At 48.7% G+C, this 14,009-nt stretch carries 11 protein-coding genes; 7 read left to right on the forward strand and 4 right to left on the reverse strand.

From position 1 onward, the window contains the following. Positions 1–140 precede the first annotated feature (140 nt). Complete coding sequence (locus FH749_04280; GenBank protein MTI94695.1) at positions 141–1,754, reverse strand: hypothetical protein; 1,614 nt, start codon at positions 1,752–1,754, stop codon at positions 141–143. Positions 1,755–1,986: 232 nt separating this feature from the next. Here FH749_04280 and FH749_04285 point away from each other — a divergent pair, with 232 nt between their 5' ends. From FH749_04285 to FH749_04300, 4 genes are all read left to right on the forward strand, one after another. After that, positions 1,987–3,600, forward strand: a complete 1,614-nt coding sequence (locus tag FH749_04285) for a hypothetical protein (protein MTI94696.1) — start codon at positions 1,987–1,989, stop codon at positions 3,598–3,600. 272 nt (positions 3,601–3,872) lie between these two features. Next, positions 3,873–4,949, forward strand: a complete 1,077-nt coding sequence (locus tag FH749_04290) for a beta-lactamase family protein (GenBank protein ID MTI94697.1) — start codon at positions 3,873–3,875, stop codon at positions 4,947–4,949. 47 nt (positions 4,950–4,996) lie between these two features. After that, a complete protein-coding gene (locus tag FH749_04295) occupies positions 4,997–5,863 on the forward strand; it encodes an AraC family transcriptional regulator (protein ID MTI94698.1) in 867 nt (288 codons plus the stop codon). A 204-nt stretch (positions 5,864–6,067) separates the two neighbouring features. Beyond that, positions 6,068–6,751 (forward strand): class I SAM-dependent methyltransferase, encoded by a 684-nt coding sequence (locus tag FH749_04300; protein ID MTI94699.1) that lies wholly within the window; start codon positions 6,068–6,070, stop codon positions 6,749–6,751. 64 nt (positions 6,752–6,815) lie between these two features. Here the strand turns inward: FH749_04300 and FH749_04305 are convergent, their stop codons facing one another. After that, positions 6,816–7,430 (reverse strand): TetR/AcrR family transcriptional regulator, encoded by a 615-nt coding sequence (locus tag FH749_04305; protein ID MTI94700.1) that lies wholly within the window; start codon positions 7,428–7,430, stop codon positions 6,816–6,818. 12 nt (positions 7,431–7,442) lie between these two features. Next, entirely contained in the window at positions 7,443–8,438 is a 996-nt protein-coding gene (locus FH749_04310) for an alpha/beta hydrolase (protein MTI94701.1), read from the reverse strand. A 183-nt stretch (positions 8,439–8,621) separates the two neighbouring features. Here FH749_04310 and FH749_04315 point away from each other — a divergent pair, with 183 nt between their 5' ends. The 3 genes from FH749_04315 to FH749_04325 all read left to right on the forward strand — a co-directional run bounded on the left by FH749_04315 (position 8,622) and on the right by FH749_04325 (position 12,057). Further along, entirely contained in the window at positions 8,622–9,143 is a 522-nt protein-coding gene (locus FH749_04315; protein ID MTI94702.1) for a hypothetical protein, read from the forward strand. A gap of 127 nt (positions 9,144–9,270) precedes the next feature. Further along, positions 9,271–11,661 carry a restriction endonuclease subunit R gene (locus FH749_04320; protein ID MTI94703.1) on the forward strand — a complete coding sequence of 797 codons (2,391 nt, stop codon included), beginning with the start codon at positions 9,271–9,273 and terminating at the stop codon, positions 11,659–11,661. Next, positions 11,662–12,057: an HIT family protein gene (locus FH749_04325; GenBank protein ID MTI94704.1), complete on the forward strand. Its 396-nt coding sequence runs from the start codon at positions 11,662–11,664 to the stop codon at positions 12,055–12,057. A 112-nt stretch (positions 12,058–12,169) separates the two neighbouring features. On the opposite strand, the gene FH749_04330 is transcribed toward FH749_04325, so the two are convergent. Then, positions 12,170–14,008: a DUF1998 domain-containing protein gene (locus FH749_04330; protein MTI94705.1), complete on the reverse strand. Its 1,839-nt coding sequence runs from the start codon at positions 14,006–14,008 to the stop codon at positions 12,170–12,172. Between the last annotated feature and the right edge of the window lies 1 nt (position 14,009).

Below are 14,009 nucleotides of genomic sequence, written 5' to 3' on the forward strand. Positions count from 1 at the left end.
GAATAAACCTGTTGCTAAAATTGTAACAAAAACTTAACTTGACAAGATATATCTCCCGGTGCCAAAAAAAGAACCGCTTTTTTGGCACATACAGACAAAAAAAGGGCGACTAGTGCCCAAGATTTTGTAACTATTATTCTCTATTTACGATTTAGTTGTTTAATCATCAAGGCTAATTGTAAGTTCAACCGACCTTCAGATGTGCCCAAGTCTTCACCGGTAATCTCCTGTATCTTGTTGACCCGGTAGCGCAGGGTGTTGTAATGAACATACATTGAACGGGATGCTTCCCGCAGATTGCCGTTATGGCTCAGCAGGGCTGACAGGGTTTTAATTAGGTCATCATGTAAGCTCAGCTCACCAAGCAATTCAGTTGCAAAACGCTCCAGCTCCGGGTTTTTCCGATTGGAGGCAAGCAATCTATAGGCACCCAGGTCATCAAAGAAAGTAATTCTGCCAGAACCCTTAATCATTTTCCCAAGCTCCAGGGCCTGGGAGGCTTGTTTGTAACTGCCCTTGAGGACCATAACATCTTCCGCTTGCCTGCCCACCCCGGCAGAAATAGTAACATTGTCTTTTAATCCCTGTTGCATCTTTAAAATCAGGTCCATTATCTGCTGTTTCGGGGAATCACTGGCGGGTTTAGTCAGCACCAACATGCGCGTGCCCATCTCCACCCCAATTGATCCGGGCGCATAAGACTTGATCGCTTCACTAACCAGGCCCCTGAGGTTTCCCAATATCCGGGCGGACTGGTGAGTGCCCTGAATCAGGGTGTCAAAATCATCGATTTCTATCAGTAGCGGGACAAAGCCTCCAGACAAGTCCCAGCCATACTTTTCCCCCCGGGACAGCACTTCTGTTTTTGACGCTAACCTGCCAAAAACAAGCTCCTCCATAAAATGGCTGCGAAACCGCCGCTCAACTTCATTAACTGCCCGCAGCTTGGCTGTTTCCAGGGCAACAATGGTTGCAGCCTGCTCTATAACGTTAAGCTCACATTCTGCTCCCGGCTGGAGCCAGATTCCGAGAATCGCATAATCCTCTCGGGCAACAGTGACCGGATGCGCCAAAAACTCCAATGCGCTCCCCTGATTATCAACTTTAAATCTGCCTCTCCTGTTCGCAGCTAAACGTTGCAGGTAATCAGGTTGGCCCGCCAGGTCAGAAGCTAACTCAACCCAGTCGTAACCGGCAAGTTCACCGCCATCAAAGGCCAGCAGGCGCCAACTGGTGGAGTGAACAGAAACCGGGGTCTCGAGGATAACTGCGAGCATATGGGCAACTTCACAGATGCTTCCTCCACCAAGCACTATGTCGGTAAATTTTTGATGAATTTCTTCGTTTCGTTGCAAAATCCGCGTTTGCCTGTTGAGGATTTCTCCGAGAACAGGGTTGAGGATATCATTAAACGACGCATCCCGAGGCAGGCAAATTATTGGAAAGTCCGCTTCATTTGCCTGCTCAATCATAAGTTTGGGAACAGCGTTATCATAGAACACAGGCTTAATTGCTAGGGCTGCCACGCCATGCTTAACCAATGTGGGAATCAAGGTTTCTTGGGCATCTTTATCAGTTCTAATTGGGTAGGTGGTGGTCACCAATAATTCGTCTCGCTTGATAAAGCGCTTAATATCTGGGACCTCCATAATATTAACAGACTTAATCAGCCGGTGCCTGCCGTTTTTGCCTGCCACGAGTGTAGCGTTTTTGAGGGCCTCCATCTGCATTGCTTCCGCAACTGTAATCCTCATTGCCTGCACCTCCTGAACATGTTAGGGTAAATATTCTAGCTAAATAGTGTTTATCCTGCCCGGCTTTTCGCACACATTTTGGAAGCCTACAAAATTAACGGATTAAATTTTTACATAAGCCAAGCTCTCCAAAGCTCTAGAACAATCTGAGTAAAGGGTTAGCGATAACTACGTTGAATAGTAATAATAGTGCAGAAACTTCGCGTAAAAAGAATACTCGGTGGAGGTGACAATGCTGAAGCGATTTCTTGGTGTAACTGTTTCCCTGTTGCTCCTATTTACAATGGTCGGCTGCAAGGGCTATGAAGGCAGCACAGATACTGTCAACAGTGTCCAGCTCACTGACGACGGCGGCTATATCCTCGCCGGAGATACTGTCTACCGCAATCAGGGGCGGGAGGCCCTAATTATTAAGACTGATGCGGATGGCAATGTGGAGTGGCGCCTTAATTTTGCGGGCCTTGGTCTCGCTATCGCCCGTGACGTTCAACAGGCGGACGATGGCGGCTACATCGTGGTGGGAACTACACAGCTTTCTGAAGCAAGCAATAATGATGTTCTGCTTGCCAAGGTGGACGCCCAGGGAGATAAGGAGTGGTTCCAGACCTATGGTGGCGACGGAGCTGACTATGCTTACTCTGTGCAACAAACCCCCGACGGGGGCTATGTTTTGGCTGGTAGCACCAATTCTTTGGGCACCGGCAATACTGATGCCTGGCTGATCAAGACCGACGCCGGGGGGGAAGAGGAGTGGTCCCAAACCTACGGTGGCCCAGAAAGAGATTACGCCAGCTCACTGCATATCTCTCCCGACGGCGGCTATATCCTGGCCGGAACTGCGACCAAGGATAGTGTCAACGGGTGGTTAGTCAAGACCGATGTCCGGGGCAATAAAGAGTGGGACCAAAGCTATGGCGGCGACGAAAATGACTATATCCTCTCCATGCAGGCTACCGCAGACGGCGGCTATGTCCTGGCAGGCAGCTCGTGGTCTCTGGGCGACGATTATTCTGCCGGCTGGTTAGTAAAGACTGACGCCCAGGGGAATGAAGAGTGGGGCCAAAGCTTTGGCGGAAATGCAGGGGATGTGTTCACCGATGTCCGCCAAACCCGAGATGGGGGATATATTATCTCGGGCGATACCCGCTCTTATGCAACTGAGGACGCATATGTCGTCGGTTGGTTGGTGAAGACCGATGCCGGAGGTAATGAGGAATGGTCGCGAACTTTCGAGGAACCCCTGCTGAGCTTTATTTATGCAGTCCGGGAACTTCCGGGAGATGGCTATATTCTCGTCGGTACAGACCACAGCACCAGCCTGGCGACCAGCTATTTGCTGAAGGTAGACCCTCAGGGGGATGTGGAATGGTTCCAGACCTTTGAAGGCGCCGCAGGTGTAGCCGATACAATTCTGTTGCTTGCCCTGCTCTTAACTGTGCTGTTGTTTAGCGCGCTCTACTTCCTTACTTACTATCGGGACATGGAACAGAGGGGGGAACGTAAACTAATCTGGCTGCTCAAATTCTTGTTCCTCGGCCCCATCGCCGCCGCCTGGTATAAGGTGTACCGCAAGCAGGAGGCGGAAACGGATCAGGGAAGCAATATTTATCGGTTGGCCAAGGGTTTTCTCTTGCCCTGGAGCTTGTATGTGTTGGCGCTACCGGCCTTGCTCTTTGGGATAATTGTGCTCTTTGACACCTCGGTGGGCGTGGAGCATATCGGCGAGTCGGCCTTCTGGGGCGTAGTAGTCTACATGCTTTATATCTTGCCATTCTGGGTGCTTTCGTTAATTGTCCCGATTGCTGTCATGATGTTTAGCAGGGGGCCAAAGAAAACAAAATTGTAGATGAAGACACCCCCAACCACAGCGGTTGGGGGTGTTTAGATGGTGGTACTAATGCCATGTAGCAACTAGCTTGCGGATGAACAAGACGCCCGTAGAACTATCATGCAATACAGCTTATGCTGCGAAGAAAGCGTAAAGAATTTGCTTGGCTGCCCGGGAAATGATGGGAAATAATCCCTGCAGCAAGACACCAATAATGAAATTCTGCTCATATAGCAAGAAAAGTATAACCTCCCGGTAGCCTGTGGGTCATAATATAAGCAGGCTTATCAATGGGGGGAGATATAATGTTATCAACAGATGAGGCGCTGTGGTTTATGGATGAACGGATGCATCACCACCATATCCCGGGGGTGAGTGTTGCTTTGCTCTCTGGGGGCCGGATGCAGTGGGTAAAGGCCTGGGGCCAGGCTGACAGCCGCACCAAGGCCCCGCTGACCGAGCAGCATCTTCTGTATGCTTGTTCCATGACCAAATTCATCACTGCTCTGACAACAGTTGCCCTTGCCCAGGCAGGAAAAGTAGATCTGGACGAAGATGTAAGCCGGCTTCTGAAGAGTTGGCAGCTGCCACTTGGCTCAAGCAGCCCGACTTTGCGGCAGCTTCTTGGCCATCAGGGCGGCATCATTGATGGGGAGGATTGTTTCCTGCCCCTAGAGGACGGCCAAAAAGTGCCTGCGCTTACTGAAATCCTGGCAGGAAGTAGCCCGGTAAACACCAAGGCTCTGACTGTGGAAAGACCGCCTGGCAGCACCTTCGCCTACTCAGACAACGGCTATTGTTTGGTGCAGCAGGTGCTGGAGGATGTAACGGCAAAATCCCTGGCCAGTCTAGTCCAGGAGTATGTATTTGCGCCGTTAGGCTTCGGGGCAAGTTTCCTTGAGCAACCCTTGAGCCGGGAGCGGCATCACTATGCCAGCTCCGGCCACAACCCTCATGGCAGTGTCATTGCCGGCAAGTTCCCAGTTTACCCTTTCCTAGCTTCGGCCGGTCTCTGGTGTGCAGCGGAGGAATATGCCCTGGCTGTTAACGAGCTGTATAATGCCCTGCAGGGCCGGGGTAAAATCCTCAGCACAGATAGCGCCAAGGCGATGATCATCCCTGATAATGTGGATTGTATTGGTCTTGGTAACTTCTCCGGTGGCAGTGGAGAAGATCGGCATATTTATCATCTTGGCTGGGGGGAGGGGTTCCAGTGCGCATTTGTAGCTTGGCCCTGGCTGGGTAATGGGGTTGTGGTGATGACCAATTCCCAGCCCGGTGTGCCCCAGGATCAGTCGCTTGTTGGCGCTATAATCAAGGCCCTGGCCCAGGAATATGATTGGGGATCAGTGAGCTGGCTACCATAAGCATAAAACATCACCCCGTGCTATAATTTACACGGGGTGATTAACGTATGGCAGATAATGAATACCTAAACCGGGTTCAATTAGCGATAGATTTTATCGAGGCGAATATTACCGAGCCCCTTACTTTTCAGGCTGTGGCCCGGCAGGTGGCGTTGTCTCCCTACCATTTTCACCGGCTATTTAGGGCGCTGGTAGGAGAAACCGTAACTGATTACATCCGAAAGCGTCAGCTTAGTGCAGCGGCCCAAGAGCTACTATCTGGTAGACGCCGTATTCTGGACATTGCTGTGGATTATCAGTTTGGCTCCCAGGCTGCCTTTACCCGGGCTTTCAAGCGGGTTTATAACACTACTCCCCATGCTTATCGCCGGCAGGGCCAAGCCCATATCCTGCTGGAGCGAAAAGTTCTCACGCCCCAGGTTTTGACCCATCGGGCAGGGCAGATAACCTTGGAGCCAAGGATTGTCCAGCTGGCGGGTTTTTCGGTTACAGGTATGGAATACAGGGGGAGGAACACCAACCAAGAGATCCCCGCTCTGTGGAGTGAGTTCGCAAAACGGGCCAACGATATCCCCGGGCGTATAGATCATCGTGTTACCCTGGGAGTGTGTGAGATCCTTATTCCCTTCACCGAGAGTAGTGTCTTCACTTACTTGACCGCTGTGAAAGTAGAAGAGGATAGTCCGGTGCCCACAGGTATGAGGAAGATTTATATTCCCGCCCAGTCCTACGCTGTGTTTACCCATACCGGCTCTCCAGAATTGCTGGGCCATACCTATGAGTATATACACGGCGCCTGGCTACTGAAGTCCGGGTACGAACTGGTAGAGGCGCATGATTTTGAGTGGTATGATCAGCGCTACTGCCCACAAGATAAGCACTCCCAACTGGATATCTATGTGCCAGTAAAATAAATAGGCCAAACTCAAACTCGGGCGCTGTCCTCAAACTAGGTTCCTTGGGTACAGTTTATGGCCTTAGATACGACAGGATTTAGGTTTTAATCGTCAGGGGGCCCCTTTGTTACTTAGGAGCAAAGGGGAAGTGGTACGTTTTTACAAGGAAGGAGTAGTTGGCCTATTTAGAGAACTTGTGATTCAGAAAGGGAGTGTTATAAAATGCCTCACGAGCAGTTAAGAACAATAGAAGGTGGAAGGGTTCTCGATCTTTGCACAGGGGATGGTGGTTTTGTCCACCATTATATAAAACAGTATATTAATTATACAGAGATAATTGGTATCGACACAGATGAGCAAATTCTACAGGCAGCAAGGGAAAAGTTTAAAGACGAGCAAATTTCCTTCGAGTTTGCCGACATATACAACTTGGCTTATCCGCAGGAGAGTTTTAACACTGTTTGTTTGTCCAATTCCCTGCACCACTTACCGGAACCCCAAAGGGTCTTAGAAATTATGCAGGGCCTTGTTCCCAAGGGGGGATACGTAATAATCAATGAGATGTTTAAAGATAACCAGACGCTGCAGCAACAGTCCCATGTGGATATACACCATTTCTTTGCCCAAATCGATGAGATTAGGGGGATGTATCACCAAGAGACTTACAGAAAACAGGATATCTTAGCTATGGTAAAGTCCTTGGAATGGGAATCCCTGACCTGGTATGAACATATGTGGCCCAAGACCTCTGACGATGTGGAACCCTTGTTGGAAAGTTGCTATAAGTTTCTGGAGCAGTTTCAGGAACACCAAGGATTAAAGGCAGAGTTTGACTCCATCGCTAGCCGGATAAGGAAGAACGGGTATGCCTTTGCTACCCAGCTAATGGTGATCGCAAAAAAGTAATCTCCGAACCAAGTCCTCACAGCCCTCTTCCATACAAAGCCCGGGAAAGGAAATAATGCGGTCGTCATTGCTCGGATTGCAACAGGCGGGCAAAAAAGTCAGCGTTTCGCAGCATCTTTTTCACGATCGGCGCCACATCATCAGCCAAGGCATATTCCTCGGTGAGGGCTGCCAGTACATAATTGTATTGCTCAGCATAGAGTTCGAAGTCCACAGGTCTAATCAGGCCAAGTTCAGCCATCAGCGCAAAGACATGGACATAATAGCCGGCTGGTTCCCTAAACACAGTTTCTATATACAGTTCCTTCGCCCGGGCATTGCGGTATTTCTCGCCGTAGATGACCCGGGCTGCTTTGTCCATGTCTTCACCCAATTGTTTGCCCACCTGCATCACCAGATACTTCAAAAACTCTTCCGGGGATAGATAGCTCAGCAGTTCCCGGGCCTCGGCCTGGGAAGGGCGGGCGCTCTGCACTCTTGCGACAAAGAATTGAAAAATCTGCTCCAGAATCTCTTCCTTGCTGGCATAGTGATTATAGATGGAACTCTCCTTGATGCCTACGGCGCCGGCAATCTCCCGGATCGAGACAGCATCATAGCCCCGTTGGGAAAAGAGCTCCAGGGCGGCTTGAAATATCGCTTCCTTTGTCTGTTGGCCACGCCGGGTTCTTGTTGTCATAAGCCCACTCCTCTATTCCACATATTCACGCAGAAAACGATCAATTTCTCTTTGCACAAGGTCTTCGCTGCCAAACATCAGGTGACCGCCTTTTTCAATCGTCACCAAGCGGGCATTTGGTATTCGTTGCTCCATTGCCACTGCAGCCTCATACTGGGCGGCCGGGTCATCCTTGGCGTTAATCAGCAGGGTGGGGACAGTAAGTTCCTCCAATTTATACTCCTCGCTGTTCTTAACAGTGTCTGTGTTGGAGACATAAAAGTCAAAGAGAAACCCTTCCCGGCGTGGGCGCATTGGCAGCAGACTGCCGATTATCTCCGCCGCCTGTTCGTCTTGTTCCGCAGACAATTCGTAGTTGGCCTGGATAAACATTCTCTGGGCCAGCGGGCGGAAGGGGTGGGTCATTAGCCAGAACATAAAGTCAGAACCGGCCACCCAACTCATCACTGCCTGGGGCGGCAGTGATATTTCTTCGCCCTCTGAGAGCGCGGTAGAAATGAGGATTAGGGCAGAGACTCGCTCTGGATAGCGATTAGCAAGCTGGAAGGCCGAGGCCCCGCCTGCAGAATATGCTATGACTGCCACCTGCTCCAGGCCAAGCTCATCCAGCAGGGCAATATAGGCATCTGCCTGCATTGCCACGGTTGCATCCTTCGGTAAAGATGTGCCCAGATAGCCGAAGCGAGAAGGGACAATTGCCTGAAAGGTAGCGGGGACATGGTCAGCGGCCAGGTTCAGGCCCTGGTCGAAGCCTCCGGCGGCTCCATGGAGCAAGAGGACCGGAGCACCGGAGCCACGGACACCATATTCGATTGGGCCATGTGGAGTGTCTACCACTTCACGCTCCAGGTTGTCTAGGCGTGAATAGGCCGTCTTGATTGCAGGGCCATAGAAAAAAAGGCGGATGAAGATGCCAGCAATGACAAGGGTGATGAGGACATAGAGAAGAATTTTGATACGGCAGGACCCCTTTCCTGGTGGGATTATAAGCGATAGTTTTATCCTCATATTAACTAACGTTTGTTAGTTTGTAAAGAGTGCCTGCTTGCTGTTGCGGATTTGTAATATAGTAGCCTTGTTAGGCTGTTTCTAGCATAGGGCCTCAGAAATGAAAGGATGTTCTGGGAAAATGTAGAATATCTTAGTATGTATACATCTATATTCGGATTACTGGTATGAGGGGGTATAGGGATGTCAGGGAAATTGGGTGCAGTACTGAAAAGGTTATTTATGGTCGCCTTGGTAGCTGTCATGGTGCTTTCGATTGTTTATTCAATTCAGTTCTACCGTGTAACCGATAATGTTCAGAGGCGTTTTGTCCTCAATAGTCAAGGTGCATATGCTCAACTATCAAATGCAATCCGAATGGTTGAGGCAGGAAGTCTTCATAGTGCTGTATGGTATTTGACTGATGCCAGAACATATGCGTTTTCCAATCATCAAGTTTTGTCCGAAAGTGGTATTTTCTCAGGAGTATGGTTCTTTAAGCCCGTTTCTCATGAGGCAATAATTCTAACAGATGACACTATACAGGCCGTTGATAGTGCTATGACGGGGTTTTATAATGGCAGCGGCGAACTGAACCCGGGGGATATGGCGCGGATTGAGCAAATCCGCGAAAAGTATAAAGCCTTTCTGGATTATATCGACATTTCATCAGAGCCATCTTACTTTACACTGAGGCGTAAGTTAAGAGATTATGCCAGTCCTTAAGCAGCGAAGGTGCCGACTCCGGGGGAGGGAGGTGGCACCTTTTTATTTGCCGTGCTGCAGGCAGTTTTTGCTACAGAGATTTTGGGAAATGAAAGGATATTCAGGCAAAATGTAGAATTATCTTACTATGTCACGGGTTTGGTTTAAAATTGATAGGGGTGGTTTAGTGCGTAACTCCATCGTTGGTCTTGATGACCACCTTATTTTGCATCTGAGTGATTCCATCAGGCGGGCAAGGCGCATCCGCTTTATTGTCGCGTTCTTAATGGAGTCTGGATCCAAATTGTTGGCAAGCTATCTGGCAGAAGCAGCCCAGAGGGGTGTACCCATCCAGATTCTCACTGGCAAGTATATGAGCATCACTGAGCCCTCAGCAATATACCACTTGTATAATGTGCTGGGTAACAATGTAGAAATCCGTTTCTTCGATGAGAAGGTTCGGTCTTTCCACCCCAAAGCTTATTTGTTCGATTACGACGATGACAGCGAAATTATAATTGGGTCATCGAACATATCCCACTCCGCGCTGACAACAGGTGTGGAATGGAATTACCGGTTTAAAAAGAGCATCGCTCCTGAAGACTATGAGATTTTTAGCAGAACATTTGATGATATGTTTGCCAACCGCTCTGTCCCCGCAACAGCTAAAGAGTTGACCGCATACTCCTTGAACTGGCGGAAGCCGAGATTAGTAGTAGTTGAGTCTCCTACTGCTTTACCTGAGGCCCCAGAGCCCTTTGGTGCCCAGGTAGAGGCTTTATACCACCTGAACCGAGCCCGAGAAGAGGGAATTGACAAGGGACTTGTTGTGGCTGCCACCGGGGTGGGTAAAACCTATCTTAGTGCATTCGACTCAGAGAAGTTTAAACGGGTTTTGTTTGTGGCTCACAGGGAAGAAATTCTACGCCAAACCGAAGCCACCTACAGAACTGTTAGACCAAATGCACACATCGGCTATTACACGGGTACCCAAAAAGACGAGCGTATGGATGTTTGCTTGGCTACGGTCCAGACCTTGGGCAGGGAGAATCATCTGCTCAACTTCCCACCGGATTACTTTGATTACATGGTTGTTGATGAATTCCATCATGCCGCAGCTGACAGTTATGTGCGGATAATAGAGCATTTTAAGCCTGAGTTTCTGCTGGGGCTTACTGCCACACCTTACCGAACTGACAACCGGGACATTTTCGCTCTCTGCGATGACAATGTTGTTTATGAACTGTACCTTAAAGATGCCATCAACAGGGACATGCTGGTACCGTTTCGATACTACGGCATTTATGATGCCACCGACTATTCGGGAATTGCTGTCAGAAACGGTCAGTATGTAGTAGAAGAGCTGGAGAAAGAGCTGTCCCAAAAAGAAAGGGCCAATTTGGTGTTGGAGAAATATAAGGCTCTGGCTGGCCAAAAGACCCTGGGTTTCTGCGCCAGTATTGCCCATGCAGAATACATGGCTAGATATTTTCAGGAACAGGGGATTGCTGCCTATGCTGTCCACAGCGGGGAGGATACGGAATATACGCTTGAACGCAAACAAGCTGTGAAGGCGCTGGAAGATGGGAAGATAAAGGTGATATTTGCTGTAGATATATTTAATGAAGGCGTTGATATCCCTGCTCTGGATACCGTCCTGTTTTTGCGACCGACAGAGTCTTTTGTAGTCTTTCTGCAGCAACTGGGACGGGGGTTACGGAAGTATGACGGCAAGGACTATCTGACTGTCTTGGACTTCATTGGCAATTACAAACGTGCCCATTATATTCCTGCCCTGTTGGCGGGGGAGAATCCCCAGGATGAAAGCGGGCGCAGAAGACGGCCCCAGGAGCAGGAGTATCCAGCAGAATGTCATGTGCAGTTTGATTTCCGTGTTCTGGATCTTTTCCGGGAGATGGTCAAACGGGACCCGCTCGCTCAACGCATGCGTGATGATTATTACCGGATTAAAGATGAACTGGGCAGGCGGCCTACGAGGGTGGATGTCTACCTGGGTTCTGACATACCGATGCGAGAATTCCTTAAACAAGGTTGGTTGGCTTTTCTCAACAGTGTTGAGGATTTAAGTTCTATTGAGCAAGCATGGATTGATACCGAAGCAGAGAAGTTTTTGATAAATATCGAGAAGACGTCAATGTCCAAGGCCTATAAGTTGCCTACCATCGGTGCTCTGCTGCAGGGCGGGACAATTAGAAAACAGGTCAGTATGGACGAGGTTGGTAAACGGTTCATGGATTTCTATGTGAATAAGAAACTGCACCAAAAGGATTTGCAGGATAAGAGCAATCGGAATTGGCCAAAGTGGAGCCAAGAGCAATTTACGAAACTGGCCCGGAAAAATCCGGTTCACTTCCTGTCCAAAGGCAAGTTCTTTAACTACGACGAGATAAACCGGACTTTCTATCTGGATTCCGAGCTGGAGGATTATTTATCGCCGGCGCTGGCTGAGCACGTGCAAGATATTCTGGAGTATAAGCGGATTGATTATTTCCGCAAACGTTACCGGGAGGATGATTAAATGAAGGAATGTATTTTCTGCAAGCTGCCGGAGACAGAGCTGCTTTGCGAGAACGATCTGGCCAGGGCTTTTTATGACAAGTTTCCGGTAAACGAGGGCCATGTTCTGATAACGCCCAAGCGGCATGTGGTTGATTATTTTGGTGCTACTCCGGAAGAGCTGGCGGCTATAAATGAATTGGTTGCCGAGGTTAAAGAGATTCTGGACAAAAAATATAACCCCGATGGCTATAACATCGGGGTAAATGTGGGACATGCCGGTGGGCAAACGATATTCCATTTGCACGTTCATGTGATTCCGAGGTTCGAGGGGGATGTTGAGGATCCTAGGGGTGGGGTCAGGAATTTGAAGCCGAATCTGGTTGAGTATGTCGCTAAAACCACTCAAGATTTATAAGCCTGTTCGATTACGATAGTGAGGACGGATAGTGGTATCTCTTGAACAGCTTGTCTGCGCACTCTAATTAAAACTCAATTCTTTGCGATAAAACTACAAGCATACCTCTACCTCACTGATTGCAGATTTCTTTAAAGAAGCCTATGTCTTTATCTTTAAGCGTTCCAACAACTACGCCTCGATCTAACAGACGGTTACCAGATTCGCAGCAGGTTTCCGGGAGCAAAGAACAATTGTGACAAGCAGCAAGATTACATGATTCTGGCCCCTGCCCAGCAGACTGAATACAAATGGGGTCAGACGTGCACCACTGCGCATTTTTCACAGCATCAACTATGGTATCCTCGATACGACCAGTCTCGCCCTGACGAACCAAGCCGCCAAGCGATCCTTCAGAATCACCAGAAGCCGTATAAATTAATACCCCATACATTTTGTGTTCATTGTGCGTCTTCTCGCAATAGATACGTTCGCGAAGCGCTGAGCTCCCATACCCGCAGTCAAAGCTAAATTGATTAACTAGCAAATGTGCAAAGGTATGAATTAATACAAATTCAGGGCGAAGATTACCTTCGGCTCTTTGCCCGAAATTGGATTCTTTGTGTGCGCGATTCAATGTTTCAATACGTTCCCGTACATTTCTTTTTTGCGCCCATCGCTGTAGCTCCTCCACATTAAATTCGAAGAAGATACCTTCGCCGTATATTTCAATAGCTGGTAACCAATTCTCGCTACCGGTTCGAAGCAATTTTTTCCTTTCGGACACAGCAGCATCATTTGGTTCCAATCGGGAGAATCCAACAAATGCACGTGTTTCACGAAGTTTCGGCACCAGTGATATGCTCTTAAAATATCTCCTTATTATCGGATTGTAGCGGTCAATGGGATAATTTTTCGAGTGAAAGTCCTGCGCATCGCTTCCGCTATCCTTGATTAGTACTTTATACTCCGCAAGGCGGTACTCGTCTTCTGACGTCTCTTCAGTAACATCTGATATACCTTTGATGTTTGCTTCACGATTAAGGAAAGCCATATAAAGAGTATCGCGCTCAATTCCGAAGTTGTCGGCAAGGTAATTTATTATCTCACGATTCCATTCTCCATTGACCCGATGGGTTCTCAGCTTGTTATAATGCAAATCAAGAATACCAACAACCTTACGGCTGGTCGATTCATCGTCCGTTGGGATATGAATGGAGCTGCGATTATCTGCGAACCAGACATTTGTAGCACCTCTCAGAAGAACTTTTATATCTTCATTGCCGCAAATGTGTTCATCATCACCCTCAATACCGAGCCAAGGTTTTGCACCTTTACATATGTAAGCAATTCTTTGAAGGGCGCCTGGGCGGGTTGCGCCGGCAATGGACTTTCTGGCTCCACAAGAACACTCGTAAAACACACCTGTGAGGGCAGCTGACGTGCCGCCTGTACTCCTGCGGATTTTGCAGGTGTCCGGGCTATATGGATGATCCTCTCCATTGTGCAGCCATTCGGCCACGGGAAAATCATCAATATGCCCCTCGGGACATACTACTACAAAACGTTCTGGCACCAGCTTTTTCTTCCTGTACTTCGGGTTACATTTTCTACCATTCGGCCATTGGTGACCATCACATTCTGGGTGTGGTTCATAGTAGGTGGTTTTGCGCATGGTTCCACAAAAGGGGCAATAATGCCAAGTTGGGAATCTAACAGCAGGTATCTTAAGGTGACAATTTTCCGGATCTGCGTTGTGTTCTCTGAAATCTGGTGGCCAGCGCAACTCTTTTACGCCAAGTCTTTTTTGCAAACGCTCATCCTCAATAAGGAAAGGATGAATGTTATTATATCGCCACATATCAAGTCCGGCAATCATCAACGACTCATCGTTTGGGAATGGGACAATGGCACCTACTCCCCACGGACCAATTAAGGCACTTCGCCGAATAGGTCTGTTTGAATATGCCATT

The organism is Bacillota bacterium, from assembly GCA_009711825.1.
Lineage (GTDB): Bacteria > Bacillota > Proteinivoracia > UBA4975 > VEMY01 > VEMY01.